Below are 26316 nucleotides of genomic sequence, written 5' to 3'. Positions count from 1 at the left end.
TTCTTGAACGCTTGACTTTTTAAGCTCCGTACTATACTTTTCCAAAAATCTAAAAACTGCAATATGGGTAAGGGAGACAAGAAATCAAGACGTGGAAAAATTGCCAATCGTTCTTACGGAGCTAGAAGACCCCGAAAAATTAAAAAGCGCCCAACGATCGAAGAAAAAATAAATGTCGGTAAAAAGAAATGATTAGCGAACGAACACGGGTTCATTCTCATTTAGGGTATACTCCTCACTAAATCGATATCCATCGTAATCAAAGCCTTTAATATCATCTAAAGAGCTCGCATCGGTTTCAATGATGTAACGCACCATCGAACCTCTTGCTTTTTTAGCGAAGAAACTAATAATTTTTAGTTTGTCATTTTTCCAATCTTTAAAAATCGGCGCAATGATTGGTGATTTAAGCGCTTTTTTATCCACCGCATTAAAGTACTCGTTACTCGCCAAGTTTATAAAAAGTTCATCTTCTTTCAATTCAGCGTTTAGCGAATTGGTAACTGTTTTCTTCCAAAAATCATACAAATTATTCTTTTTACCCACCTTTAATTTCGTACCCATTTCAAGGCGATACGCTTGCATAAGGTCCAATGGTTTTAGAATACCATATAGACCTGATAATATTCTCAATGTATTTTGAAGCTTTTCTATTTTGCCTGACTCAATGGTAAATGCATCAAGACCTTGGTAAACATCGCCACTAAATGTAAATACCGCTGGGCGTGAATTTTCTTTTGTAAATGGCACTTCAAAGTTTTGATTTCGTTCCCAATTCAACTGCGCCAGATTATCTGAAATGCCCATCAAGTCTTTTAAAGCTTTCGGCTTTTTCTTAGCTAAAACCTTATTCAGTTTTTCAGCTTCGTCTAAAAAGACGGGCTGGGTAACTTCAACTTTTGGGTATTCACTTTCAAAATCAAGGGATTTCGCTGGAGAAACAACTATTTTCATCAAATCGGGTTTTTATCAGAATCACGGTAAAATTACACATGATTATATAGATAACCTACGCGATTGTCAAAGTCTTATCGATATACCTATCAGCGTAATTTATTAACCTATTGACTGTGTTTGGAGTAGTGCCTCCACTTATCGATACAATCGGCCATATCTTGGGGAATGTCAGTATCGAAGCGCATCATTTCCCCGGTTACGGGGTGAACAAAACCTAATGTTTTTGCGTGTAACGCTTGACGTGGCAATATTTTGAATGCATTATCAACGAATTGTTTGTACTTGGTAAAAGTAGTTCCTTTCAAAATTTTGTTTCCTCCGTATCGTTCATCATTGAACAGCGTATGACCAATATATTTCATGTGCACACGAATCTGGTGGGTACGCCCAGTTTCTAATTTACATGATAACATGGTTACATAGCCCAAACGCTCTAAAACCTTGTAATGGGTTATGGCGTCTTTGCCTTCATCCCCTTCGGGAAAAACCTGCATCTGCAACCTATTCTTAGGGTTTCTGGCAATATTACCTTCCACCGTTCCTGACTCATCTTGCACATTACCCCAAACAAGAGCAATATACTCTCGCTCAGATGTCTTATCGAAAAATTGTTTGGCCAAATGGGTCATTGCCGCTTCAGTCTTCGCAACAACTAAAAGGCCTGAAGTGTCTTTATCTATTCTATGAACCAAGCCTGGTCGTTCATTACTATTTACAGGTAGGTCTTTTATATGGTGAAGAAGCGCATTGATGAGGGTACCTGAATAATTACCGTGACCGGGATGCACTACCATGCCCGCAGGTTTGTTCACCACTAATAAAACTTCATCTTCGTAAACGATATCTAAAGGTATGTCTTCCGGAACCAAGAGAAACTCATGTGGCGGATGTTCGAACATAACCTTTACCTCGTCACCGGGCTTAACCTTGTAGTTCTGCTTAACGATGTCACCATTCACCCAAATATGGCCATTTTTAGCCGCTTGCTGAATTTTGTTACGTGTAGCGTACTCGATAAAATTCATCAAAAACTTATCTACACGCAATGGTTCTTGCCCTTTCGAAGCCACAAAACTATGGTGCTCAAAAAGCTCGTCATCGCCCAATTCGGCATTCTCTTGTGATTGCATAAACTATTCGGAATCTGCTTGAACCCTTGCGCGGTCGGTTATTTTGCCATTACCACAAACCAATTCAATTTTCGAAGTTTTAGGTAATTTGTCACCAGGTTTCACATATTTACCCTTGTACTTAATATGATAAACCATATCCTTACCCAATTCATCGATATAGGTGACCCTTTGCACGTCAAGGCCAACTGCACGAAGCATAGAAGCGGCATTTCGCTGGGTAACTTGAATGATTTTCGGAACCGTAACTTTTTTATAACCGGATGGATTAACGGTAAAATAAATCTTCCGGTTTTCTTTTACTTTGTTGCCTGCCGGCGGATTCTGTTCGATTATTGAAAATCTAGGATAATCAGGGTTATAGTTGGCAGAATCTAAAACCTCATACCTCAGGCCGGCATCTTCAACGGACTGTCTCATCTCTGGAACCGACATTTTACCAAAATCGGGCACCTCAACAAATTCGCCATGATTGGTCGTACCATCTAACCATCGAAGAGTCAAAAATATAAGTATAATTGAAACTAGAATGGCCAAGCCTAACTGGATTAGAAAAACCTTACTTCTTAAAAAATTGAAAAAATTACTCATATCGCAAGTTTAAACGAAACAAAGATAAGTAATGATGTGGTTTATTGTTTTGTTTTATGCCAAACTTAAAATTTTGGTCAGACTTAATATTTCAACCGAGTTCAGTTCAATAAGAAAAGATTCTTAAATTCAGTTTTTTATGTTCCTAGGCAAAAAAGTCTAGTACTTTTTCTTTTCTTTGAATCAGACTACCAAAATCGAATTCAAATCATGAAGAAAAATATTGCCATTATCATGGGTGGCTATTCAAGCGAAGTAGAAATATCATTGAAAAGTGGCAATGTAGTGCACAATTCTTTGAGCAAAGAAAGGTTTAATACCTACCGCATACATATTCTAAAGGAAAAGTGGGTTTATGTAGATGGAGATAACCAAGAACACCCCGTAAATAGAGGTGATTTTTCGATTGAAGTAAATAATGAGAGTGTAGTGTTTGACTGTGTGTTCAATGCAATTCATGGCACACCTGGCGAAGATGGACTCATGCAGGCGTATTTTGAACTGTTGGGCATACCCCAAACTTCATGTGATTATTACCAATCGGCCCTTACCTTTAACAAACGTGATTTTCTGAGTACCTTAAAACCCTATGGCATCAAATCGGCTACTTCGTATTATATAAATCAAGGTGATCAAATTAATACTGAAGAAATTACCGCTAAAGTAGGTTTACCCTGTTTCGTGAAAGCCAATAAGGCCGGTAGTAGTTTCGGAATCTCGAAGGTCTATGAAAAGAACGATTTAAAGCCTGCTATCGAAAGGGCCTATAAGGAAGATGATGAAGTAATTATTGAATCTTTTTTAGATGGTATCGAAGTTTCGGTAGGTGTAATCACCTACAAGGGGAAAACAAAAGTTTTACCTATAACCGAGATTGTAAGCGAAAATGATTTTTTTGATTACGAAGCGAAGTATCAAGGTAAGTCTCAAGAAATAACCCCTGCAAGACTCTCTCCCGAACAAGAAAAAAATGTCGTTGAAACGGCTAAATATGCTTATGAAGTTATAAAGATGAAAGGGTATTCACGAAGTGAGTTTATATTTATCGGTGATGAACCCTACATGCTAGAAATGAATACCACACCAGGTTTGACTAATGAGAGTATATTACCACAGCAAGCAAAAATTGCCGGTATCTCAATGTCAGAACTTTTTGAAAGTGCCATTGAAGAGGCTCTGGTGAAAAATAAGTAACTTTAAAAGTTATGTATATGCAGAGGGTTAGTTTTAAACTAGTATTTTAGAAATTAATGCCCTTATTCAGAACCAGAACTAAACTAATATGAAACGCGCCATTTTTCCAGGTTCCTTTGATCCTTTGACCCTCGGGCATTATGATATAATCATGCGGGGCATTACACTTTTTGATGAGATCGTTATTTCAATCGGGGTTAATTCAGAGAAAAATTACATGTTCACTCTAGAGCAACGAATGGAGTTTATAAGCAAAGCCTTTGCTCAAGAACCTAAGATACAGGTGCGTACCTACGAAGGTCTTACAGTTGATTTTTGTAAGAAGATAGAAGCAAACTTTATATTAAGAGGACTTAGAAATCCAGGTGATTTTGAATTTGAAAAAGCGATTGCACATACCAATCGAAAACTTTCTGAAATAGAAACTGTGTTTCTACTCACTTCATCAGGAAAATCTTACATTAGCTCATCAATTGTTAGAGATGTAATTAGAAATAATGGTGATTATACAGGTCTTGTTCCCGATACGGTACGCATATCCTGACTGAAATTATCGCTGTCTCACCAAATTTTCGATTAATCTTTTTTTGAAAAAAGATTTTATTTCAAAATTGATATGGAATATTTAATTATTTACCCTACTTTAGTAAGAAATAACTCTCAAATTATACTAAAAGTACGTTCACCACTTGAATTGAGAATCCAACAACACCTTTCTTTGTATTCACAACAAACCTTTAGATAGATCGATGAATCGCTCTACTTTAGTACGAAATTTCGCAACATGCCGAAAGGAGACCATATAGATACAAATATTCATCTCATCAAACAATTGCCATCAGCAACTGCTTTTGTCAATATCGATTTTGAGGTGGTGTATGCCTCTGATAAATGGATGGAGCTTTATAAGCTTAAACGTACCGAGGTTGTAGGCAAAAGAATAGATTACTTATTCACCGATTCGAACAGTGATCTTGCAGACACTCTTAATGATTGTCTTTCTAAACAAGTTGACAAAACCTTTGAAGAATTCAATTACGACCCAACAGGTAAGAAGTGGTACGAGTGGAGCTGTAACCCTTGGTTAGACGAACAAGAAAATGTTATCGGTCTGATTTTAACAACGGAAGATGTAACCCAACAAAAACTTACAGAAACCAATTTAGGACGTTTAAGATCAAAGCTAGAAATAATATCGGAAATAGGTAAAATCGGCAGTTGGGAGTACGATATTGTTGAAGACAAATTGATTTGGTGCAGTGTGACCAAAAAAATTCATGAGATATCAGATGACTTTGTCCCAAATATTGAAGATGGTATAGGTTTTTACAAAGAAGGGTACAGTAAAAATATTATCTCAATGGCCGTGCACGACGCAATTAGTGGTGGATCAGGTTGGAGCGAAAAGTTACAGATAGTAACCGCTAAAGGAAATGAAATTTGGGTTAGGTCGAACGGCACCCCTGTATATGACGATGGCAAGTTAATAGCCATCAGGGGCACCTTTCAAGATATAAATGATAAGGTGCTAACCGAAACAAAAACCAAAGCCAACGAAAAGCTCTTACATACCTTAATCGATAATTTACCTCTCAACATCTATATAAAGGATACCGAGTCTAGAAAAATACTGGTAAACAAAGCCGAAAGTGATTATTTAGGTTTTAGTGACCCCAGTGAATTATTGGGCAAAAGCAACTCCGATCTCTATGATTCAGATATTGCAGAGCAACTAAATAGAGAAGATCAGACCATAATGGATACTCTTGTTCCCATGATTAACAAAGAGAGTTCTATTAGAGACAAAAGCGGCAAAACAACGACCTTTTTGGTTTCGAAAATTCCATTGTTAGATGAGAATGGGCACGCCAATGGTCTCGTAGGAATTAGCCATGATATTTCAGAGCTAAAACAAAAAGAAGAGAAGCTGCGCAATCTGGTCGATGTGGCATCTTTACAAAATAAAAAATTGGTTAATTTCGCCCATATTGTATCTCACAATTTAAGATCGCACACGGCCAATTTCTCAATGTTGTTAGAGTTTCTTATAGACGAGAAGAGCGAAGAAGAAAAGAAGAATATTATAAGAATGTTAACCAATGCCTCTGATAATTTAATGGAGACATTAGAAAACCTCAATGAGGTAGTGGCAATCAATACCAATGCCGGTCTAGAGAAAAAACCGACCAATCTCAACAAAAAAATTGAAACCGTTCAACAGAACTTGACCGCTTTTTTAAAGAGTCATAACGCGACTATAATAAATGATGTCGAAGAAAATGTCATGGTTAAGGTCGTACCAGCTTATATTGAAAGTATTTTGATGAATTTCATGACAAATGCCGTCAAATACAAAGAGCCCAATCGAAAACCAGTTGTAGAACTAAGTAGTGGGCATCAAAACGGAATGACCATCTTATCTATTAAAGATAATGGCTTGGGCATAGATCTAAAAAAATACGGAGACAAACTCTTCGGCATGTATAAAACCTTTCACCAACATAAAGATTCAAGAGGTATAGGTCTCTATATTACCAAAAATCAAATTGAAGCCATGAAAGGCCGTGTCGTTGTGTGCAGCGAAGTGGGCAAAGGCACCACGTTCAAGATTTATTTTAATGACGAAGATTAATAGCATTTGTATTATAGACGATGATCCGATAACTGTTTTCGGGGTACGTAAGATGTTAAGCCTTGTGGTTGACTGCGATAATATATCATCTTTTGTGAATGGAAAGAAAGCCATTGACGGAATTAAAGAACAACTAAATGAAAATGATAGTATTCCTGAAATTATATTTCTGGATATTAATATGCCAATTATGGACGGGTGGCAGTTTTTAGAGGAATTCATTGCTCTTCCCGTAAAAGAAAACATCCGCATCAACATTATCACTTCTTCAATCGATGCTTTTGATAAAGATAAATGGGAACATTATCAGAAAAGAACCGATCATCTTATCACCTACAACCATAAACCTCTATTTAAAAAGCAGATAGCCGAGATTACCAAAAAGACCTTCTAGGCCCTAATTAAACTTGAACTATTTTATCTCCCCATAGAGGAAAGTTTATTTTCAATTTGCATTTTGTGTAATTTCGCCAAATGAAAGCATTTCATTTGAGAAATATCAGCCTAAAGGCCATCGTTGCGCTATCCGCTGTTTTCATTCTACTTTCCTGCGAAACAAAAGAAGAGGATGATAGAAAAACTTACCAAACCCATTTTGAAGCTACACAAGGCAAAGAAACGGCAACCTATCTTCAGACCATTGACTTTTATATTCAACTGGCTAAAGAATTTCCTGAAATTAATATGCAAACGGTTGGGCCTACAGATAGTGGCTATCCATTACATATTATTACATACAACCCAGACGGTGATTTTAATTTTCAGAAAATTGGTGACGATAAGACAATCATATTAATCAATAACGGTATTCACCCAGGAGAAAGCGACGGAATTGATGCTACCATGCTCTTGTATCGCGATTTGGTAAAGGGCAAACTGAAGACTCCGAAAAATACGGTATTGGTCACCATTCCCATATACAATATAGGCGGGGCACTCAACAGAAACAGTACGACAAGAGCCAACCAAAACGGCCCAAAATCATACGGCTTTCGAGGTAATGCCCTCAATTACGACCTTAACCGTGATTTTATTAAAGCTGATACCAAGAATGCCAGAACCTTCTATCAAATTTTTCATTTGGTCAAGCCCGATATATTCATAGATAACCATGTGAGCAATGGTGCTGATTATCAATATACCTTGACCCATCTTTTCACCCAACACAATAAATTAGGAGGTGATCTAGGCCACTACCTGCATAATAAATTAATGCCCTCTTTAGAACAAGAGTTGAAAAAGTCGGATTGGGAAATAACTCCATATGTGAATGTATTCAACAAAGTTCCCGAGAGCGGTTTTACACAATTTATAGACCACCCCAGGTATTCTTCAGGCTATACCACACTCTGGAATACTTTCGGAATGATGGTAGAAACTCATATGCTAAAGCCTTACAAACAAAGAGTTGAAGGTACTTATGAGCTTATGAATAAAACGATCGCTATTGCCGAGCAAGATAAAGATGAAATAAAGCGCCTACGAACCGAAGCCAGTTTTAGACATAGAGAATGGAAGTACTACCCTACTCGGTGGACTATAGATACTACTCGTGTTAGCACAATTGACTTTAAGGGTTTTGAGGCAGATACAATCATAAGCAAAGTAACAGGTTTCGAAAGACTGAAATATGACGAAAGTCGACCTTTCACCAAACCTGTCGCTTATAGCAATTATTACACACCTACAGACTCAGTAGAAATTCCGCAAGGGTATCTGCTAAAAAAAGGCTGGTCAAAAGTTCAAGACCTTCTAAATCTAAACCATATCAATTATAGAACTTTACAAAAAGATACCACAGTCGTTGTTGAATCATACAAAATCAAAGAATTCAAAACGTCAGGTCAAGCTTATGAAGGACATTACCCCCATAATAGCACAGAGGTCGAAGGGCGATTAAAAGAGGTGATGTTTCATCAAGGTGATATCTATATACCGACAGACCAAATTGGTATTAGGTATATCATGGAAACTTTAGAGCCTGAAGCACATGACTCATTCTTTAATTGGAATTTTTTCGATGCCATATTGCAGCAAAAAGAAGGTTTTTCTCCCTACGTTTTTGAAGATATAGCTTTTGAAATTTTGCAAGAAAACAAAGTTTTAAGAGACAGTTTTGACCTTAAAAAAGAAAAAGAAGCTGAATTTGCTTCTAATTGGTATGCCCAACTCGACTGGATATATAAAAACTCCGAGTATTATGAAAGTGCCCACTTGCAATACCCTGCTTATCGAGTAATGAAAAAAAACCTAAAATAGGTTTAAATCAATCGCCGAACAAAAGCTTAATATTTGGATAAGAATTTTGAAGGGCCTTTTGTATTTTTTGAGGCCCTTTCCATTTGACCTTCACAATACCTTCTTTTTTCTCAGGTCGAAGTTTACCAGTATAATCAGTCTTCATGGCGTACCAATGCACCTCCTTGAGTGTGTACTTTCCGCTGTTACTGAAAACATGATAGGTAGTTTTTAAAAAATTTTCAATTCGTAGGTTTTTAACTCCCGTCTCTTCCATGACTTCACGTATGGCACAATCTTCTATCGACTCTCCTTTATCAAGTTTACCCTTCGGCAAATCCCACTTATCGTTTCTATAGATAAAAAGCACCTCACCGATTTCATTCGTTACTACACCTCCTGCAGCAACAACAAGAGGAATTTCCTTTGTAAATTTTTTTAAAATTTCTTCGTGATTGGGATGGTAAACATAGGCCGTAGAGAGTTTTTTCTTTCTCAGCAATTTGATAGCATCTTGAATGGAATTTTCATTCAATAAAAAATATTCACCATTGGCGGTTTCCGAGAGCTTATTTGTTAAGATCAACGGTAATTCGTTCACAAAAACTTTATACATTTGCGTCATGGTTTTAAACAAAAACACTGCCAAAAAAACAGCCGAGCTTCTTCTGCAAATTAATGCAATAAAGTTGAAACCCGAAAATCCATTTACATGGGCTTCCGGATGGAAATCGCCTATTTATTGTGATAACCGAATTTTGCTTTCATACCCTTCGATTCGCAACTACGTTCGCGAAGAAATGGCCAAGCAAGTCGAAGAGTTGTACGGCAAGCCTGATGTGATCGCAGGGGTCGCGACCGGGGCTATAGGTATCGGCGCGTTGATCGCTGATGTTTTAGGGCTTCCCTTTATATATGTGAGGCCCGAACCCAAGAAGCATGGTAGAAAAAATCAAATTGAAGGGCAGCTCGAAGCCAATCAGACGGTAGTGGTCATCGAAGACTTAATCAGCACCGGAAACAGCAGTTTGAATGCCGTAACCGCGCTAATTGAAGCAGGTGCCAATGTCAAGGGTATGCTAGCTATTTTCACCTACGGATTTGAAGTGGCAAGTGAAAATTTCGAAAATAGAGGCATAGAACTTCATACATTAAGCGACTACGATCATTTGATCGAACAAGCTTTAGAAACCCATTTTGTCAAAGACAATCAATTAAATACACTTAGAGCATGGCGCGAACAGCCTTCTCAGTGGCAACAATAGCAATATGCATATAGAAACACCAAATACCCTCGTACCCAAAGGCGACAAAGATGTTTTTGAATTTTTGACCGACCTTAAGAATTTCGAAAAATTGATGCCCGATAACATTGACAAGTTTGAAATCATAAACGAAGACCGATTTCTTTTTGCGTTGAAGGGCATGCCCGAAATCGTACTTCAAAGAAAAAATCAGACGCCTTACAATCAAATTGTTCTCGGTGCGGCAAGTGAAAAACTACCTTTTACATTGACCGCAAACATCAATTCAATTTCTGAAAACTCTAGCGAGGTAACTCTTAGCTTTGAGGGCGAATTCAATGCCATGATGGCGATGATGATTAAAAAGCCGATTACCAATTTTATGGGTACGCTCTCCGATAATTTATCTAAAATTTAAATTAGTCATAAAATTTCTGACACATGAATTTGGGGAGAGCTAAGGGAACTTTTTCGCCTTCATCGAAAACCCGTTGCTAGAGCACTTAAAATGCTTTTCTTGTGGCGTAATACGCAAACCAGTGCCCTCAGATTTACTACTGTTCGTTTTTATGGTTGTTGCTCCGATAACTTAATCATCCAATCCATTAGCTCATCTTTATCAACAGTAAGCCAAGTTGCATCAGTATTTTTTTTCTCGGTTTTACTATCTTGCGGATAAAAGACTACCAATTCCGATTTGTCATTTCCAGCAAGTTTTAACTGTGCAATAAATCCGACCATATCTGGTCCATTGTTGTCAATTGTAGTTTTTCGTTTCCTTTCCAACCAATATTTTACCGCAACTTCCATATAGGCTCTTACCGGATAGTCTTTAAAATATTTAATCTTCCTATTTTTTTCATCAGAATAGCTATAAGTCGAAAAGTCAAGATATTTCTCGAGATTTGTCGTTGGAGTACCATTTAAATTCTTCTCAAGAATATAATTAGAAAAAGTACCTTCCCACACAGCTCCTTCGTCAAAATTAATTCTTCTGTCTCTTCTACCTTCATTGTATTGTCTGACCCAATCTAACGGTGCATCACAAATAACAAGTCCAGATATCTTCAATAAAAAATTTTCGTTGGTTTTCTTCACATATTCAACATATTTTAAAATTCGATGCCCAGACAATCCGACACCGACCAAGAAGACGTTTTTATTCGGCAGGTTGTTTTTGTCAAATGCTTCTTTGATTGTTTTGTGAGCATCTAAAATCGAGACATCAGAAAAAAAGAAGTCTAACGGTATTTCCGTCGAAACCGACAAAACTGCAAATCCAGCCTTATTCGCCTGATAATACATTTGTGTTGCACTCTTATTTTTTAGTTCAAACCCAGAGTCTTCTAAAAAGATAATTACACCGGTAATTTCTCTATTATTGTTAGGTCTAAAAAGGGTATATCCTTTTTTTATGTACTTTAGAAAATCGGTATCCATTTCACCGATTTGCAAACTATCGTTCATGGCCTCTTGGTATTCTTCAACTATATTTTGACCATGAGCAACCGAAATCGGAAATATCAAGAGACATACAATCAACAATTTTAGTTTTATTTTCATCCTTATGGGCATTTCAAAATAGTGCTAGAACAGAGCTTACCATATCAATAAAGTAACTTTAATTCTTTCAGGTTAAACTTTTTTAATATTTTATCTTCCAGCTCTACTACCAATTGGCCGTCAAATGAAACTTCACGTATGAAGCCCATAAACATTTGGCCGTGCGTATCTTCAAAGGTTGATGGCTTATCTTTTCTAAAAAGTACATTTTCATACGCTTTCCAAAATGCTTCTCTGCCATTTTCTTTCAACGCTATGAAAATGCTTTGTAACTTTACCATTATTTTAGACAGTAGATTGTCCAAATTAAAATCACGACCGAACAACAATTTTAACGACGTTACGTTTTTCAAAGAGTGGAAATCAGTTTGATTTACATTTAGTCCGATACCAATGATTGCAGAGCTTACTTGATTACCTTTTAACTGGTTCTCTATTAAAACACCACAAAGTTTAGAAGTGCCTGACAGAATGTCGTTTGGCCATTTTATACTTAACTGTGGTACATTCAGGTCGTTTAAAAAATCATAGAGCACAAGGCTAATGCAAACATTTAAAGTATAACTCTCACTGACTAATAAATTTAAATTATTTTTTAAAACACTAAAAGTGAGGTTTTTACCAATCTCTGACAGCCAAACGGATCCCATTTGACCTTTACCTTTCGACTGTTGTATCGCCCACACAGTTGTAAAATCAACTAGACTACTTGATGCAGATAGCGCCTTTAAATAGTCATTTGTAGAGGGCGTGGCATCAAGTTTGATTAAATGCATAAGATAAGGTTTCGGTAATGTTTACGTCTATTGTAAAAAAACTGGGGCTAAAAGAACAAAAAAATAATAACTTTGTACAAACTAAAATATTTGAATGCAAGAAAGCAAAGCCAGTGCAGATGAATTAATTGCATTGATCTTACAAGGGATTGAAGAAGTTAAAGGACAGGATATTAATTTGCTCGATCTTAGAGATATTGAAAATACCGTTTGTGACTACTTTATAATATGTAATGGTACTTCTAATACGCATGTAAATGCAATAGTAGGCTCGATTCGAAAAACAGTTAGCAAAGCTATCAAAGATAAACCTTGGCATGTAGAAGGTGAAGACAATGCCGAGTGGATTTTGATGGATTATGTTAATGTGGTCGTACATGTTTTCCAAAAACAGATTCGAGAATTTTATGACATTGAGGGTCTTTGGGGAGATGCCAAAGTAACCTCAGTGGAAAGTAGTTTAAACCAGTAAAAAAAAAGAATGGCTAAAGATAATAATGTGAACCCGAAGAAACCAAAGTTCAGCTCATGGTGGATTTACGGATTGATTGCGGTACTTTTAATAGGTTTTCAATTTTTGGGTAGTGGCAATTTCGCCAGCACTAAGAAAACGACCACTTCAGAATTACAAGAGTACTTAAGAAATGGTGATGTCAAAGAGATAATGATAATCACCAATACTAGACAGGCCAAGGTATTTCTAACTGACGAGGCGCTTGCCAAAGATGTGCATAACGATGTGAATGACAAACCTTTTTTGCCATCAACGGGCGTTACGCCACAGTATGTACTTGATTATGGTGACCTTCAGAATTTCGAAAATGAAATCAAGAACATAAAAAAGGAAAATAATCTCGATACAATCGTAGATTATGATACCGACAACAATTACCTCATGGATTTATTGTTAGGTATTCTACCTTTTGTACTGATTATCGGTATATGGATTTATCTTATGCGCAGAATGTCAGGCGGCGGCGGCGGCGGCGCTGGAGGTCAAATTTTTAACATCGGTAAATCGAAAGCGAAACTATTTGATGAAAAGACTGATACCCGTACATCGTTCAAAGATGTTGCAGGGCTCGAAGGTGCCAAAGAAGAGGTAGAAGAAATTGTAGAATTTCTTAAAAATCCGGATAAATATACCTCTCTAGGAGGTAAAATTCCTAAAGGCGCCCTGTTAGTTGGCCCTCCTGGTACGGGTAAGACCCTCTTGGCGAAAGCTGTTGCAGGCGAGGCCAAAGTACCCTTCTTTTCGCTGTCAGGTTCTGATTTTGTCGAAATGTTCGTAGGTGTAGGTGCCTCTAGGGTACGTGACCTCTTCAAGCAAGCGAAAGATAAATCACCGGCGATTATCTTTATTGATGAGATCGATGCAATCGGGCGCGCTCGCGGAAAAAACAATTTCACAGGCAGTAACGACGAACGAGAGAATACTTTGAACCAGTTATTGACCGAAATGGATGGTTTCGGTACCAATACCAATGTAATCGTACTTGCGGCTACGAACCGGGCCGATGTATTGGATAAAGCCCTTATGCGCGCTGGTAGGTTCGACAGACAGATCTATGTCGATCTTCCCGATATCAGGGAAAGAAGAGAAATCTTCGAAGTTCATTTAAGACCAATAAAAACTGCTGAGGCTCTAGATATGGAGTTCTTGGCCAGACAGACCCCTGGGTTCTCAGGCGCCGATATTGCCAATGTATGTAATGAAGCTGCCTTGATAGCCGCACGAAAAGAACGTAAGGCGGTGACAAAACAAGATTTCTTGGATGCCGTAGATAGAATCGTAGGCGGACTCGAAAAGAAAAATAAAATCATCACTCCAGGCGAAAAAAAGACAATTGCTTTTCATGAAGCTGGTCATGCAACCGTGAGTTGGATGTTGGAACACGCTGCGCCTTTGGTGAAGGTTACCATCGTTCCTAGAGGGCAATCTTTAGGTGCCGCATGGTATCTACCGGAAGAGCGTTTGATTGTGAGACCTGAGCAAATGCTCGATGAGATGTGTGCCACCATGGGAGGCCGTGCAGCTGAAAGAGTTATTTTCGACAAAATATCTACAGGAGCTCTAAGCGATTTGGAAAAAGTAACCAAACAAGCGAGGGCCATGGTCACCATTTACGGACTCAATGACGAAATAGGAAACTTAACCTATTACGATTCATCAGGTCAAGATTCTTATGGCTTTTCAAAACCTTATAGCGAAGATACTGCCAAGAAAATCGATGAAGAAATATCTAAGATTATTGAAGAACAGTACCAAAGAGCTATTAAGGTATTAGAAGATAATAAAGACAAACTCACCACTTTGGCAGAAAGACTTTTAGAAAAAGAAGTTATTTTTAAAGAAGATTTAGAGAAAATTTTTGGAAAAAGACCTTTTGATAAAGAGTTCGACGAGAAAGGCCAAGAGAAGCTGAGCGATGCAAGTGCCGACGATTCGGAGGTAACAGGCACTTTGGCTGAAGAAGGTGAAGAAAAATAAATAAAATTATTCAATGTTTTCTTAGTCTAAAGAAAGCGCGCATATAGAGTATATAAGAGTACATGGGGCTATTTGACAAATTATTTGGTGGAGGCAACAAGAAGCAGGTTTCCAAAGAAACAACGGAAACCAGAGGAGCCCATATGCCCGACCTCAACCTTCCCGTTGATGAAAAATTTACCATCCATTTTAAGAAAAACGGAGGTAAATTTCTCTATTGTGACTCTTTTGCTGAAATATCGCAGGCCTTAAGAAATATTGTGAATGAAAATAGCTGGCAAGATCATCCGTTTTTTGCGCTGAATCCTAAGCTTAAGGAAAAGTTCGCCAAAGAAAAAATCAGTTTTACCGATAGAAGCAAAGACAGTGATGTCTTCTTTACGACATGCGAACATTTAATTGCGCAAAATGGCTCTATTTTGGTGTGCTCAAATCAGTTGATGGATAAAAAGCTCAACGAGCTACCCTATAATGTCATTGTTTTCGCTACAACAAGTCAGTTGGTCGAATCTATTGGTGAAGGATTAAAGACTATTAAGAAGAAATATGGCCGCAGTATACCGGCCAATATCACCACATTAAAACACTTTCAAGCTAACGAAGAGAATTCTGATGATTTTCTCACCTACGGTAGTAGTTCCAAAAATCTGTATCTTTTACTTTTGGAAGACCTGTAGACTATGAGGGAAATACTTAGAAGATCATTAACTGGTGCCGTATATATAATTTTACTGCTATCCGTCGTATTTCTGAGTTCAGATGCATTTGATTTTTTGTTCATGGTTTTTGGGCTTGCGTGCCTAAATGAGTACAAAAAACTAGTAGGTCTAAGAGGCCTGCACATCTACTTCGCATATTTGGTTCTTTGGTGGGCCTATATTTACTTCGTTACGAAAATTTGGATGGTCTATGCCCTTCTTTTTTGCACGATTACCACTAATTTCACCTTATTGGTCTATCTTTTTTCTAAGAAAGAAAAGCTTTTTAACACCCTTCAAAAGTTCATAATCGGGCTATTTTACGTAGGTGGGGGATTTATTTTTTTAACAATGATCCCCTATACGAATAATGACTTTGTCAAGTTCCTTATTATAGGTATTTTTATCCTGATTTGGGTGAACGATTCGTTTGCCTATATTACTGGCCGTGCGTTTGGAAAACACAAATTATTTAGTCGTGTTTCTCCGAAAAAAACAGTGGAAGGAGCTGTTGGAGGTTTACTTTTTGCAATGGCAACGGCTTACTTTTTGGGCAAATATGAGCCTATAGTAACCCCCTTGCAATGGGTGTTCATTTCAGTAGTGATTGTAGTAGCAGGAAGTTTAGGAGATTTAGTGGAGTCAAAATTTAAACGAGCCGCAGGGGTAAAGGATAGTGGAGCGATACTGCCCGGGCATGGAGGCATGCTAGATCGGTTAGACAGTTTGGTATTCGCAGCTCCGTTCGCTTATTTAACGTTAAAAATTATAGCCTATGTTTCATAGAGAGGGTCAAAAGATAATATTGACCACCTTTTTTATCGTTTGTGCCATTATATTGGTATCTCAATTCTATGTAAATATTCTATGGCTACGTTGGGGGCTTCAGGTTCTGGCAGTAATTTTCTTGATTCTAATACTTCAATTTTTTCGAAACCCTTCTCGAAGGGCCAATAAAAACTTTGATGAAATTTTAGCTCCTGTCGATGGTAAAGTCGTGGTGATTGAAGAAGTAGAAGAAACCGAATACTTTAAGGGCAAAAGGCGTCAAGTTTCCATATTCATGTCGCCCACCAACGTGCATGTAACCCGTTATCCTGCGAGTGGAAGCGTTAAATATTCAAAATATCATCCTGGTAAATATCTAGTGGCATGGCACCCAAAATCAAGCACCGAGAACGAACGCACGACCGTGGTAATCAGAACTCCAAAGTTCGGTGATATTTTATATCGGCAAATTGCCGGTGCCTTGGCGCGACGTATTGTTAATTATGCCGAAGAGGGTGAAAGCGTACAACAAGGTGAAGATGCCGGTTTTATCAAGTTCGGTTCAAGAGTAGATGTGTTTTTGCCCCTTGACTGTGCGGTAACGGTTAAATTGAACCAAAAGGTAATAGGTGCAACCACCTGTATCGCTGCCATCGTTAAAAAGGATGAAGAAGGAGAAATTACATACTGATTTCGAAAAGGCTGTTGACTTTATCAACAACTACACCGAACCATTGCCTGCTGACTTGCTCTTAAAGCTATACGCCTATTATAAAATCGCTAATAAGAACTTTCGCAGCCCAGATAGCAGTGTACCTCTTATAAATGCATTTAAGGCCAACGCATTGATTCAAGCAAAGAATATGAGCCGCACAGATGCCATGAAAGCCTACATCAAACTAGTAAAGAAAGATGTAAAATCGTAAATTCGAATTACTTTCATTCGTATAGGTCTTCGATATCGGCATGACAGACCTCAAGCACAAAATCTCCTATTTTTTTGGTAACATCATTAAAGAAAAGTTCTCCTTTTTCCTTTGATGCTTTAGACGGATTTCCAACACCGGTGTCTACACTAATTTCGGACCATTTTCGCTCAGACCATGCCCAACCTTCGGTAAAAGCTTTTATTTTATGTTTTTTAGAAGCTCCACTACCCCATTTTTCTTTGGGCAAAACCAAATCAGATCTTAAATAAAGCATTAAACTGGTTTCCATCTCATCGGCATGATCCCCTTGTTCTTCAAAGTATTTGTCTTTATTCAATACTTGAGGAAAGAAGCAAAAGCTAATGAACATTTTAGGAAACTTGAGGCCGAGTTCGCGAACTAGAGGCTTGAAGTTATTGCCCCCATGACCATTAAATATAAGCAGTTTGTAAACACCTTGTCTATTCAAGACCTCTACTATATCGGTCAGTATGGCCAATTGGGTACTCGGATTCAGATTTATATCCAAATAAATATCTGACTGCCCTGTGTTGACGCCAAAAGGTATGGTTGGCAAAACAATTGGCTTACCGCCCTTTTCCCACACTTGTTTCGCAATCTCCGCTGTCATACAATCGGCCTGAATGTTATCTGTAGCATATGGCAGATGATAGTTGTGGGCTTCTGTAGCTCCCCAAGGTAAAATGGCCATATCAAATCTAAATTCTTTTAAAATATTCCAATTCGTTTCGGCAAGAATATAAGGTCTCATTTTAGTCTGATTTATGAACAAACTTAGTAAAGTAAGCTTTAAAATTGTTCAGCTAGCATCAAAACAAATCATTAATTTTTTCAGCGGACTGTAGACTTTAACCTAAAAAGATGAGAATATATTTGATAAGCAATAAAAGATATTTATAAAAATGGAATCAATAATCAGTATAGTCAATTAGTACAGAAACCCCTCTGCAAAAATGGTGTTGGGGGGAACATTTCCACTTCTAGCATTTTCGGGGTTTCTGTCAACTCATTTAGCGAAATGAGCTAAAACTATAAACTTAAAAATTATGAGTAAGCAAAGATTTCTCTTAGCTAAGAACAAAGATACCATTATAAATGAATATGTATTCATTTATGATAGTTAAATTTCTCAGGCCTTAATAGCATCCCAACAAACTTGAAACGTTTGGCGTACAATTTCAGGGGTAAGTTTAATTTTCTTATGTGTGAGATGTCTAGCAAGATTATCAACGTAACCATACAACAATGGAAACAAGACATCGTTATCGAGATCCTTAACAATCAGTTCTTTTTTTCCTTCATTCAAAAGCCGAAGTACGTGCAGAACAAACTCTTTATCCATTTCTTTGGCCTTGTCTGAAATCAGAGGAGAATATCTAAATTCGTGCATAAACGCTACCTCTGAGGTATTGTCCATTCTAAATTTTAGAACGCTAGACCAGATGTTGAAAATTTGCTGTTTTATCGGTAGGTGTGTTATAGCAGGTAAAAGAGATAAAGTTCCCTCAGAGATAAGTCTCTTATACAGGTTGTTCAATAATTGTTCTTTGCCGTTGAAATAGATATACAACGTTCCACTTGCAATTTTTGCCCTAGTGGCTATAGCCGACATGGTAAGCCTATTCAAACCGACCTCACCGGTCAGTTCAATAGTTGCATTGAAAATTGCCTCTACTTTGGCATCATCTTTTAATCTCACGCAACTAAGATAATCAAATAAGTGAATTATAATTCACTTATAAAATAACCTAAACAAGCTCTAAAGCAACTATCAGTCAGACCTAAAATACTCCCGTTAAAACCATATTTTCAACAAGTTTAAACTTATCTCAAACATCAACAGGTGACAACCACCCGAAGTTTGATACTTCTACAAATACAAACTATCACGGTCATTTATCAAGAATAAATGGCGAACTCACCCTTGGTCACAAGAAAAATGAAACCCAATTTGAAAGATACAGATAGTTACTTACTTTAAACTTGCCAAACTTTTTTCTAAAGTCTCTATTTTAGAAATGGCATCGGACTGTTTTTTTCTCTCATTTACAATAACTTGCTCAGGGGCGTTATTGACAAATCGTTCGTTAGCCAATTTCTTTTCAACCGAATTTAAAAACCCTTTGGTGTATTTTAGTTCTTCTTGAATTTTCTTAATCTCAGCTTCTATATCTATAGCACCGTTCATCGGAACAAAATACTCATTGCTTTTTACCCTAAAAGATAAAGCCCCATCTACTGATGCCTCAACATAACTGATTTCAGAAACATTGGTCAGTTTTTTTATTACTTCATCCCAACTATTGCTTACCCCGCCTTCATTAAGCACTGAAAGCTGCAAAGCTTCTTTCATGGGTATGTTTTTCTCTTTACGGATGTTACGCACACCGGAAACCACTTCAGAGGCAAAATCGAAATTGTTAATCAAACTTTGATCGGTCTTTTGCACCTTCGGCCACTCCGAAACCACTAAGGCATCTTCCGCGCTTCTCTCGGTAATATGCTGCCAAACCTCCTCAGTAAGAAACGGCATAAATGGATGCAATAACTTAAGGTTCTGCTCAAAAAGATGAATTACGGCGTCGTACGTAGTCTTATCGATAGGCTTTTGATATTCCGGCTTAATTATCTCTAACAACCAAGAACTGTAATCATCCCAAACCAACTTATAAATTGCCATTAGGGCATCAGAAATTCTATATTTACTAAAATGGTCTTCAATCTCTTCTAAAACCTGATTGAATTTAGCAGTATACCACTCGATACCCAATTTAGAAGCTTCTGGCTGGGCTTGTTCTTTTACCTCCCACCCTTTTAGCAAACGAAACCCGTTCCAAATTTTATTGGCAAAATTCTTGCCTTGTTGGCAAAGGTCTTCATCAAACATTAAATCATTACCGGCAGCTGAGCTTAGTAAAAGTCCTACCCTTACACCGTCTGCCCCATAGGTCTCAATAAGGTTTAGAGCGTCTGGGGAGTTTCCTAGAGATTTTGACATCTTACGACGTTGCTTATCCCTCACCAAACCCGTAAAATATACATTTTTGAACGGTCGCTCATCACGGTATTCATAGCCAGAAATTATCATTCGTGCTACCCAGAAGAAAATAATGTCGGGCCCGGTAACCAAATCACTGGTTGGATAGTAATAATTTACCTCTTTATTATCGGGCTCAAGTATACCATTGAATACGCTTATAGGCCACAACCAAGAAGAGAACCAGGTATCCAATGCATCTTCATCTTGTCGTAAGTCTTCTTTTGATAAACCAGTGTTACCCGATTTCTCCTGTGCCAGCTTGAGAGCACTTTCGATGGTTTCCGCTACTACAAAATCATTTTGCCCGTCACCAAAATAATAGGCAGGTATCTGTTGACCCCACCAAAGTTGGCGTGATATATTCCAGTCTCTGATGTTCTCCATCCAGTGACGGTAGGTATTTTCAAATTTTTTAGGAAAAAATCGTACTTCTTCGGTCTCTAGAACAGCTTTTAAAGCCGGTTTGACCAAATCTTCCATCTTCAAGAACCATTGATCGCTCAAACGGGGCTCAATAACAGCTTTTGTTCGTTCTGAAGTACCTACTTTATTCACATAGTTTTCTTTCTTTATTAGAAAACCGTTTTCTTCCAATTCTTTTGAAATCTCCTTTCTCACTACAAAACGGTCTTTGCCTTCATAATGAAGTCCGAAAGAATTTAGAGTGGCATTGGCATTAAAAATATCGATGGTCTCAAGCTTATGCTTTTCACCAAGTGCCTTATCGTTTATATCATGGGCCGGCGTAATCTTCAAACACCCCGTACCAAACTCGATATCTACATATTCGTCTTCGATTATCGGGATTACCCTATTACAAATAGGTACAATGGCATTTTTTCCCTTGAGGTGCTTATATCTATCGTCATTAGGGTTGATACATATTGCCGTATCACCCAAAATAGTTTCCGGTCTCGTGGTAGCAATGGTTACCTTTTCATCAGAACCTTCAATGGCATATGACAAATAATATAAAAGCCCTTGTTTCTCTTCATAGATAACTTCTTCATCTGATAGTGTGGTAAGTGCTTCAGGGTCCCAATTGACCATGCGATGACCGCGATAGATAAGACCTTTATTGAATAAATCGACGAAAACCTTGATAACTGATTGATACATGTCATCATCCATGGTAAACTTAGTACGGTTCCAATCACATGAACATCCTAATTTCTTGAGTTGTTCTAGAATCACCCCACCGTACTCATTCGTCCAATCCCAAGCATGCTTTAAAAACTCATCTCTGCTTAAGTCGGTCTTTTCAATACCCTCACTTTTGAGTTTGGCCACTACTTTCGCTTCTGTTGCAATCGATGCATGATCCATACCAGGTACCCAGCATGCATTTTTACCCATTAGACGGGCCCTTCGGGTCAATACATCTTGAATAGTATTGTTCAGCATGTGCCCCATATGCAATACTCCTGTTACATTGGGTGGGGGGATTACAATAGTATACGGCTCTCTTTCATCGGGTAGAGATGAAAAGTAGTTATTCTCCATCCAGTAGTCATACCAGTGGTTCTCCGCTTTTTGCGAGTCGTATTTCGAAGGGATATCCATAGTTTGGAACAGTTTTTGTTTTAATGGTGTCGGTCAAAAAGACAGGACCGGAACAAGAAGTTTCGTTGTTAATAAATAATGGCAAAATTGCCACTTTTTAAATACGAAACAAAAATAAGTAACGTTAACAGATAACAAAAGAATTTTGGAGGTTCATCTGAAAAGATTTATTTTTGAGATTCCCTAAATTTAAAAAGATGAAAAAAATAGTACTTGTATTATTTGTTGGCCTAATGGGCTTATCCTTAACAGCACAAGAAAAGGCCGCTAAAATCGAATTTAAGTCAGAGACCGTTGATTACGGTGAGATTACTAAGGGCGCCGATGGTGTAAGAGTATTTGAATTCACAAATACTGGTGAATCACCTTTGATCATAAGCAAAGTCAGTTCAAGCTGCGGCTGCACTATACCTAAGAAACCTGAAGAACCGATTATGCCAGGTAAAACTGGAGAGATTCAAGTGAAATATGACACGAATAGAGTTGGCCCTATAAGAAAGGCCATTACCGTTATATCGAATGCCGATACGCCCACCAAGGTTTTGAAAATAAAAGGTGAAGTAAAATCTGCCGAAGGAAAATAAATAGTTTTTTGAAAACTAAGTACGAACCCTGATCGATTGATCAGGGTTTTTTATTTCAGCATATTTTCAAGTACAAAGGTAAAAAGCAAATCAGAATCATAGCGCCCTACCTTTAATTTAATTCGCTTACCCTCTTTTTCATTGAGCATTCTTACTACTTCTTGTAGCTTATATCTGTGAACTTTCTTACCATTAACCGCCAAAATCACATCACCTTCCTTTACACCAGCTACATGAGCAGGGCAACCGGCCCTAATGGCCGAAATAATAATTTCGGGCACTAGGCTAAGTCTCGTACGGTTTTCAAATAATAATTGCACATCACCAAAACTTTTATTTTCACTTTTAACCACCCCCCGTGAATCTGCAATGCTTTCCGCTATATAACGCATACCATTATGTTGCAGGTCGACCCCACTAAGATTATAATGAAAGGGCTTATTATAATTATGGTTTTTCACTAAGGTCACCTTACCATTCTTATAATCGAAGATGATATTAAATCGCTTCAACACTTCGCCTCCAACACTACCGTTTCGAGATCCGAAATTTTCAATAGACCTGAATGAATCCCTATCCGGAAAGGCAACTTTCGCCTCCTTTAGAGCAAAACTTCCAATTTTGAACCCCTTTACCTTAGAGCGTTTCCCATAAATATCACCATTAAGACCTTTACCAAGAAATACATCATAATTTGTATCAGGTATCGTTATTCTTTCATCTTCAAACAACCAAATAGCATCGCTACTTCCCGTATCTACCAGCAACTTTATCTGTTCCTCCTTATTATCTTCTAAGAAGAGGTTCCCATTTATATACGCCTTCTTCTTACTGATCGAAAGAGGAAAAGTTTCTGCCCTTCTATCTTTTTTATAGCTATAACCTATAGGATCGTTGAACTTAATTTTTTCTTTAGCATAATTAATATCGACTATAAAATCTCTGAAAAGCTCATATCCCATAATACCATGAATAGGCACCCCAAGCGAAGGCGATAGATTAATACCTTTATCCATCACCACATACAACCTTTGATTCTTATTTTCGATATTTTTTATACGGAAGGTATTGCCGGTCGAACTCAGTGCCTTTATAGGCTGGCCATTACCCACACCGCGAATCGTAATTTCTGAAACGTTGTTGATTTGTATTGAATCGCTTCTCGAAACATTGAATAAAATCGGAAAGCTCACTCCAGAATCCAATAGAAAAAAGAGTTCTGTGCCGTTAACTTCAACAGGCAAAACGATAAGGTTGTTAATCAATTCAAACTTCAGCTTTTCTAGTTTTTGACCACCAACTATCTTGAAACCCTGCCCTGACATTATAGCAGGAATCAACAAAAGCAAGCGTATAATATCGAAGAAGTTAATTTTCAACCATCAGTGAATTAAATACTTAACCTCTATAATTTACGAATTTTTTAGCTTGACGTTTAAAAGTTTAACAGAAACCTATTACCGTAAATGTCTGTGGGTATGCTAGTTTTATCGAATTGGTTTTAGCATTTTTGCTTCAAAATAGAAATTTTATGCCATTAGTGTCAGAAAAAGGGCTGAATATGCCTGCATCCCCTATTAGAAAATTGGTTCCTTTTGCGGAGGAAGCAAAGAAAAAAGGAAAAAAGGTCATTCACCTGAATATCGGCCAACCCGATATCAAGACTCCTCAAATTGCCCTTGATGCCGTAAAAAACAATACGCTCGAAATAGTGGAATACAGCCGTACCGAGGGTTCTGAAGAATACCGAGAAAAATTGGCAGCCTATTATGCGAAAAATAACATACATGTAGATGCGAGTGACATAATAGTTACCACCGGAGGTTCTGAAGCATTGGCTTTTACTATGGGCAGTATTACAGATTATGGTGACGAGATAATCGTACCCGAACCTTTTTATGCCAATTACAATGGTTTCGCCGCAGCGGCGGGAGTGAATGTTGTACCCGTAATTTCCCATATAGACAATAATTTTGCCCTCCCTCCCATCGAAGAGTTCGAGAAACTGATTACCGAGAAAACCAAAGCGATACTTATCTGCAACCCCGGTAATCCAACTGGGTATCTGTACACCAAAGATGAAATCAAAAAATTGGCCGCGATAGTCAAGAAACATGATATTTTTCTGGTGGCCGATGAAGTGTACAGAGAATTCACCTACGATGGCCGCGAACATTATTCGATTTTACAGGAAGAAGGTTTAGAAGCGAATGCCATTATAGTAGATTCTGTATCTAAAAGGTATAGCATGTGCGGCGCTCGCATCGGGTGTTTGGTCACTAAAAACAAAGAAATTGTACAAACAGCGCTGAAATTCGCTCAAGCACGCCTATCACCCCCAACTTTTGCACAGATAGCCAGTGAAGCGGCTTTAGAAACCCCACAGCAATATTTTGACGATGTAAAAGAAGAATATGTAGGTCGAAGAAATTTATTAATAGAAGAGCTCGAAAAAATAGATGGAGTAAAGATCGGTCGACCTCAAGGTGCTTTTTATTGTATTGCCGAGTTACCCATCAAAGATTCCGATCATTTTGCACAATGGCTACTCCAAGACTTTGAGCTTGATGGTGAAACGGTGATGGTGGCACCTGCTGCAGGCTTTTATGCCAGCGATGGCTACGGAAAGAATCAAGTACGAATAGCATATGTACTCGAAAAAGAAAGTCTTAAAAGGGCGGTTAGAATACTAAATACAGCCTTAAAGAGTTATAAAGGTTGATGGAAATAAAACAAAATATATCTCTCAAACCTTATAACACTTTTGGCATAAATGCTACAGCTAAGTTCTTTTGTGAAATAAAAAGTGTCGATGACCTTCGAAAGGCCTTGCAACTTGAAGGATATTCCGAAAAATTTGTAATCAGCGGAGGAAGCAATATGCTCATTACCGCTGATATCGATGCTTTGGTAATGCATATCAATATTAAAGGAATTTCGGTAGAAAAAGATACTCCAAACCATGTTGAACTAAAAATAATGGCCGGTGAAAATTGGCATCAAATGGTTCTTCATACTTTAGAGCAAGGCTATGGAGGACTGGAAAACATGTCTCTGATTCCGGGTAATACCGGTACCGCTCCCATTCAAAACATTGGGGCCTATGGTGTGGAGCTTAAAGACACCTTTGTTCGTTGTGAAGCTATGAACGTTCAAACCCAAGAATTAGAGACCTTTACCAAAGAAGACTGTGAGTTTGGCTATCGCGATTCCTATTTTAAGAATCAAGGAAGAGGAAAATACATAATTACCTCGGTAACACTCAAACTCACTAAAAACAACCACAAAAAGAATACGTCTTATGGCGCTATTGAAGCCAAACTTCAAGAGCATGGCATAAAAGAACCATCGATCAAAGATATTTCGAATGCTGTAATAGCCATACGACAAGAAAAACTACCCGACCCTACAAAGTTGGGCAATAGTGGCAGTTTCTTTAAAAACCCGATAATTACCGCAGAACAATTTAAAAAGTTCTACAAAAAACACCCTACCGCTCCTTTTTATAAAATTTCTGATGAAGCATATAAGATTCCTGCAGGTTGGCTTATTGAACAATGTGGTTTTAAGGGCAAAAGATATGGCGATGCCGGTATTCACAAAAATCAGGCTTTGGTTTTGGTCAATCATGGCGAAGCCACAGGAAAAGAGATATTGAATCTGGCCTATATAATTATAGAAAAAGTGGACCAAACGTTTGAAATACAGATAACTCCAGAGGTCAACATAATAAAATAACCCCTAAAGAAAACTTTAGGGGTTATACCAAACCAAACTAACCAAAAATTAAATGTGCAGTTACCAAGTGCACATTTATACATTAATATTTTTGCAAAACGCTGATATAGCAATCAATTTTATATTTTAGCGTTTTAACATATACGGTCGAACTTACCA

Annotated in this window: 27 protein-coding genes; 17 read left to right on the top strand and 10 right to left on the bottom strand. The window is 37.8% G+C overall.

Annotated elements, in window-relative coordinates:
* Positions 1-63: 63 nt before the first annotated feature.
* The gene (locus IV512_RS18815; protein ID WP_100871296.1) at positions 64-192 is read left to right on the top strand and encodes a 30S ribosomal protein THX; all 129 of its coding nucleotides are present in this window, start codon (positions 64-66) and stop codon (positions 190-192) included.
* Here IV512_RS18815 and yaaA read toward each other — a convergent pair whose 3' ends face one another.
* The 3 genes from yaaA to IV512_RS18800 all read right to left on the bottom strand — a co-directional run bounded on the left by yaaA (position 193) and on the right by IV512_RS18800 (position 2678).
* The gene (yaaA, locus tag IV512_RS18810) at positions 193-954 is read right to left on the bottom strand and encodes a peroxide stress protein YaaA (protein WP_209406178.1); all 762 of its coding nucleotides are present in this window, start codon (positions 952-954) and stop codon (positions 193-195) included.
* Between the two features lie 107 nt (positions 955-1061).
* Positions 1062-2087 (bottom strand): RluA family pseudouridine synthase, encoded by a 1026-nt coding sequence (locus IV512_RS18805; RefSeq protein ID WP_209406176.1) that lies wholly within the window; start codon positions 2085-2087, stop codon positions 1062-1064.
* Between the two features lie 3 nt (positions 2088-2090).
* Positions 2091-2678, bottom strand: a complete 588-nt coding sequence (locus IV512_RS18800) for a PASTA domain-containing protein (RefSeq protein ID WP_209406174.1) — start codon at positions 2676-2678, stop codon at positions 2091-2093.
* Between the two features lie 210 nt (positions 2679-2888).
* Here IV512_RS18800 and IV512_RS18795 point away from each other — a divergent pair, with 210 nt between their 5' ends.
* The 5 genes from IV512_RS18795 to IV512_RS18775 all read left to right on the top strand — a co-directional run bounded on the left by IV512_RS18795 (position 2889) and on the right by IV512_RS18775 (position 8763).
* Positions 2889-3872 carry a D-alanine--D-alanine ligase gene (locus IV512_RS18795; RefSeq protein ID WP_209406172.1) on the top strand — a complete coding sequence of 328 codons (984 nt, stop codon included), beginning with the start codon at positions 2889-2891 and terminating at the stop codon, positions 3870-3872.
* An 88-nt stretch (positions 3873-3960) separates the two neighbouring features.
* The gene (coaD, locus tag IV512_RS18790) at positions 3961-4416 is read left to right on the top strand and encodes a pantetheine-phosphate adenylyltransferase (RefSeq protein WP_209406170.1); all 456 of its coding nucleotides are present in this window, start codon (positions 3961-3963) and stop codon (positions 4414-4416) included.
* Positions 4417-4656: 240 nt separating this feature from the next.
* Positions 4657-6504 carry a PAS domain-containing protein gene (locus IV512_RS18785; protein ID WP_209406168.1) on the top strand — a complete coding sequence of 616 codons (1848 nt, stop codon included), beginning with the start codon at positions 4657-4659 and terminating at the stop codon, positions 6502-6504.
* Positions 6491-6898, top strand: a complete 408-nt coding sequence (locus IV512_RS18780) for a response regulator (protein WP_209406166.1) — start codon at positions 6491-6493, stop codon at positions 6896-6898. The genes IV512_RS18785 and IV512_RS18780 overlap by 14 nt, the downstream gene beginning before the upstream one ends.
* A gap of 80 nt (positions 6899-6978) precedes the next feature.
* Complete coding sequence (locus tag IV512_RS18775; RefSeq protein ID WP_209406164.1) at positions 6979-8763, top strand: M14 family metallopeptidase; 1785 nt, start codon at positions 6979-6981, stop codon at positions 8761-8763.
* 7 nt (positions 8764-8770) lie between these two features.
* On the opposite strand, the gene IV512_RS18770 is transcribed toward IV512_RS18775, so the two are convergent.
* Complete coding sequence (locus IV512_RS18770; RefSeq protein WP_209406162.1) at positions 8771-9358, bottom strand: NUDIX hydrolase; 588 nt, start codon at positions 9356-9358, stop codon at positions 8771-8773.
* A gap of 7 nt (positions 9359-9365) precedes the next feature.
* On the opposite strand from IV512_RS18770, the gene pyrE reads away from it, so the two are divergent.
* Both pyrE and IV512_RS18760 read left to right on the top strand, forming a co-directional pair.
* A complete protein-coding gene (gene pyrE, locus IV512_RS18765; RefSeq protein ID WP_209406160.1) occupies positions 9366-10007 on the top strand; it encodes an orotate phosphoribosyltransferase in 642 nt (213 codons plus the stop codon).
* 4 nt (positions 10008-10011) lie between these two features.
* Complete coding sequence (locus IV512_RS18760) at positions 10012-10404, top strand: SRPBCC family protein (RefSeq protein WP_209406159.1); 393 nt, start codon at positions 10012-10014, stop codon at positions 10402-10404.
* 149 nt (positions 10405-10553) lie between these two features.
* Here IV512_RS18760 and IV512_RS18755 read toward each other — a convergent pair whose 3' ends face one another.
* Both IV512_RS18755 and IV512_RS18750 read right to left on the bottom strand, forming a co-directional pair.
* A complete protein-coding gene (locus IV512_RS18755) occupies positions 10554-11549 on the bottom strand; it encodes a hypothetical protein (protein ID WP_209406157.1) in 996 nt (331 codons plus the stop codon).
* A 44-nt stretch (positions 11550-11593) separates the two neighbouring features.
* Entirely contained in the window at positions 11594-12325 is a 732-nt protein-coding gene (locus IV512_RS18750; RefSeq protein WP_209406155.1) for a biotin--[acetyl-CoA-carboxylase] ligase, read from the bottom strand.
* A 94-nt stretch (positions 12326-12419) separates the two neighbouring features.
* Here IV512_RS18750 and rsfS point away from each other — a divergent pair, with 94 nt between their 5' ends.
* The 6 genes from rsfS (at position 12420) to IV512_RS18720 (ending at position 17208) form a co-directional block, all read left to right on the top strand.
* A complete protein-coding gene (rsfS, locus tag IV512_RS18745; protein ID WP_100871286.1) occupies positions 12420-12797 on the top strand; it encodes a ribosome silencing factor in 378 nt (125 codons plus the stop codon).
* Between the two features lie 9 nt (positions 12798-12806).
* Positions 12807-14816: an ATP-dependent zinc metalloprotease FtsH gene (gene ftsH, locus IV512_RS18740; RefSeq protein WP_100871285.1), complete on the top strand. Its 2010-nt coding sequence runs from the start codon at positions 12807-12809 to the stop codon at positions 14814-14816.
* A gap of 62 nt (positions 14817-14878) precedes the next feature.
* A complete protein-coding gene (locus tag IV512_RS18735; protein ID WP_209406153.1) occupies positions 14879-15493 on the top strand; it encodes an LUD domain-containing protein in 615 nt (204 codons plus the stop codon).
* A 3-nt stretch (positions 15494-15496) separates the two neighbouring features.
* A complete protein-coding gene (locus IV512_RS18730) occupies positions 15497-16300 on the top strand; it encodes a phosphatidate cytidylyltransferase (protein ID WP_209406151.1) in 804 nt (267 codons plus the stop codon).
* Entirely contained in the window at positions 16290-16973 is a 684-nt protein-coding gene (locus IV512_RS18725) for a phosphatidylserine decarboxylase family protein (protein WP_209406149.1), read from the top strand. Before IV512_RS18730 ends, IV512_RS18725 begins: the two co-directional genes overlap by 11 nt.
* Positions 16948-17208: an acyl-CoA-binding protein gene (locus IV512_RS18720; RefSeq protein WP_209406147.1), complete on the top strand. Its 261-nt coding sequence runs from the start codon at positions 16948-16950 to the stop codon at positions 17206-17208. Before IV512_RS18725 ends, IV512_RS18720 begins: the two co-directional genes overlap by 26 nt.
* 13 nt (positions 17209-17221) lie before the next feature.
* Here the strand turns inward: IV512_RS18720 and IV512_RS18715 are convergent, their stop codons facing one another.
* The 3 genes from IV512_RS18715 to IV512_RS18705 all read right to left on the bottom strand — a co-directional run bounded on the left by IV512_RS18715 (position 17222) and on the right by IV512_RS18705 (position 21835).
* Positions 17222-17983: a creatininase family protein gene (locus IV512_RS18715; RefSeq protein WP_209406145.1), complete on the bottom strand. Its 762-nt coding sequence runs from the start codon at positions 17981-17983 to the stop codon at positions 17222-17224.
* Positions 17984-18361: 378 nt separating this feature from the next.
* Entirely contained in the window at positions 18362-18931 is a 570-nt protein-coding gene (locus IV512_RS18710) for a TetR/AcrR family transcriptional regulator (RefSeq protein ID WP_209406143.1), read from the bottom strand.
* 273 nt (positions 18932-19204) lie between these two features.
* Complete coding sequence (locus IV512_RS18705) at positions 19205-21835, bottom strand: valine--tRNA ligase (RefSeq protein WP_209406142.1); 2631 nt, start codon at positions 21833-21835, stop codon at positions 19205-19207.
* 197 nt (positions 21836-22032) lie between these two features.
* Between IV512_RS18705 and IV512_RS18700 the strand changes: the two genes are divergently transcribed.
* Positions 22033-22419, top strand: coding sequence for a DUF1573 domain-containing protein (locus IV512_RS18700; RefSeq protein WP_100871277.1), 387 nt, complete (start codon positions 22033-22035; stop codon positions 22417-22419).
* Positions 22420-22469: 50 nt separating this feature from the next.
* Here the strand turns inward: IV512_RS18700 and IV512_RS18695 are convergent, their stop codons facing one another.
* Complete coding sequence (locus IV512_RS18695; RefSeq protein ID WP_245224961.1) at positions 22470-23798, bottom strand: aspartyl protease family protein; 1329 nt, start codon at positions 23796-23798, stop codon at positions 22470-22472.
* Between the two features lie 152 nt (positions 23799-23950).
* Between IV512_RS18695 and IV512_RS18690 the strand changes: the two genes are divergently transcribed.
* Entirely contained in the window at positions 23951-25141 is a 1191-nt protein-coding gene (locus IV512_RS18690) for a pyridoxal phosphate-dependent aminotransferase (protein ID WP_209406140.1), read from the top strand.
* Positions 25141-26157: a UDP-N-acetylmuramate dehydrogenase gene (gene murB, locus IV512_RS18685; protein WP_209406138.1), complete on the top strand. Its 1017-nt coding sequence runs from the start codon at positions 25141-25143 to the stop codon at positions 26155-26157. The genes IV512_RS18690 and murB overlap by 1 nt, the downstream gene beginning before the upstream one ends.
* Positions 26158-26316 lie beyond the last annotated feature (159 nt).

The sequence above is a fragment of the Pseudozobellia sp. WGM2 genome (assembly GCF_017810075.1).
Classification (GTDB): Bacteria; Bacteroidota; Bacteroidia; order Flavobacteriales; family Flavobacteriaceae; genus JADNYK01.
This window is presented reverse-complemented; position numbering and strand designations above follow the sequence as displayed.

What these genes read in the sequence shown, in the direction of transcription:
- IV512_RS18815 (WP_100871296.1), top strand. Translation starts at nt 64, where the DNA reads ATGGGTAAGGGAGACAAGAAATCAAGACGTGGAAAAATTGCCAATCGT.
- yaaA (WP_209406178.1), bottom strand. Translation starts at nt 954, where the DNA reads ATGAAAATAGTTGTTTCTCCAGCGAAATCCCTTGATTTTGAAAGTGAA.
- IV512_RS18805 (WP_209406176.1), bottom strand. Translation starts at nt 2,087, where the DNA reads ATGCAATCACAAGAGAATGCCGAATTGGGCGATGACGAGCTTTTTGAG.
- IV512_RS18800 (WP_209406174.1), bottom strand. Translation starts at nt 2,678, where the DNA reads ATGAGTAATTTTTTCAATTTTTTAAGAAGTAAGGTTTTTCTAATCCAG.
- IV512_RS18795 (WP_209406172.1), top strand. Translation starts at nt 2,889, where the DNA reads ATGAAGAAAAATATTGCCATTATCATGGGTGGCTATTCAAGCGAAGTA.
- coaD (WP_209406170.1), top strand. Translation starts at nt 3,961, where the DNA reads ATGAAACGCGCCATTTTTCCAGGTTCCTTTGATCCTTTGACCCTCGGG.
- IV512_RS18785 (WP_209406168.1), top strand. Translation starts at nt 4,657, where the DNA reads ATGCCGAAAGGAGACCATATAGATACAAATATTCATCTCATCAAACAA.
- IV512_RS18780 (WP_209406166.1), top strand. Translation starts at nt 6,491, where the DNA reads ATGACGAAGATTAATAGCATTTGTATTATAGACGATGATCCGATAACT.
- IV512_RS18775 (WP_209406164.1), top strand. Translation starts at nt 6,979, where the DNA reads ATGAAAGCATTTCATTTGAGAAATATCAGCCTAAAGGCCATCGTTGCG.
- IV512_RS18770 (WP_209406162.1), bottom strand. Translation starts at nt 9,358, where the DNA reads ATGTATAAAGTTTTTGTGAACGAATTACCGTTGATCTTAACAAATAAG.
- pyrE (WP_209406160.1), top strand. Translation starts at nt 9,366, where the DNA reads ATGGTTTTAAACAAAAACACTGCCAAAAAAACAGCCGAGCTTCTTCTG.
- IV512_RS18760 (WP_209406159.1), top strand. Translation starts at nt 10,012, where the DNA reads ATGCATATAGAAACACCAAATACCCTCGTACCCAAAGGCGACAAAGAT.
- IV512_RS18755 (WP_209406157.1), bottom strand. Translation starts at nt 11,549, where the DNA reads ATGAAAATAAAACTAAAATTGTTGATTGTATGTCTCTTGATATTTCCG.
- IV512_RS18750 (WP_209406155.1), bottom strand. Translation starts at nt 12,325, where the DNA reads ATGCATTTAATCAAACTTGATGCCACGCCCTCTACAAATGACTATTTA.
- rsfS (WP_100871286.1), top strand. Translation starts at nt 12,420, where the DNA reads ATGCAAGAAAGCAAAGCCAGTGCAGATGAATTAATTGCATTGATCTTA.
- ftsH (WP_100871285.1), top strand. Translation starts at nt 12,807, where the DNA reads ATGGCTAAAGATAATAATGTGAACCCGAAGAAACCAAAGTTCAGCTCA.
- IV512_RS18735 (WP_209406153.1), top strand. Translation starts at nt 14,879, where the DNA reads ATGGGGCTATTTGACAAATTATTTGGTGGAGGCAACAAGAAGCAGGTT.
- IV512_RS18730 (WP_209406151.1), top strand. Translation starts at nt 15,497, where the DNA reads ATGAGGGAAATACTTAGAAGATCATTAACTGGTGCCGTATATATAATT.
- IV512_RS18725 (WP_209406149.1), top strand. Translation starts at nt 16,290, where the DNA reads ATGTTTCATAGAGAGGGTCAAAAGATAATATTGACCACCTTTTTTATC.
- IV512_RS18720 (WP_209406147.1), top strand. Translation starts at nt 16,948, where the DNA reads ATGAAGAAGGAGAAATTACATACTGATTTCGAAAAGGCTGTTGACTTT.
- IV512_RS18715 (WP_209406145.1), bottom strand. Translation starts at nt 17,983, where the DNA reads ATGAGACCTTATATTCTTGCCGAAACGAATTGGAATATTTTAAAAGAA.
- IV512_RS18705 (WP_209406142.1), bottom strand. Translation starts at nt 21,835, where the DNA reads ATGGATATCCCTTCGAAATACGACTCGCAAAAAGCGGAGAACCACTGG.
- IV512_RS18700 (WP_100871277.1), top strand. Translation starts at nt 22,033, where the DNA reads ATGAAAAAAATAGTACTTGTATTATTTGTTGGCCTAATGGGCTTATCC.
- IV512_RS18690 (WP_209406140.1), top strand. Translation starts at nt 23,951, where the DNA reads ATGCCATTAGTGTCAGAAAAAGGGCTGAATATGCCTGCATCCCCTATT.
- murB (WP_209406138.1), top strand. Translation starts at nt 25,141, where the DNA reads ATGGAAATAAAACAAAATATATCTCTCAAACCTTATAACACTTTTGGC.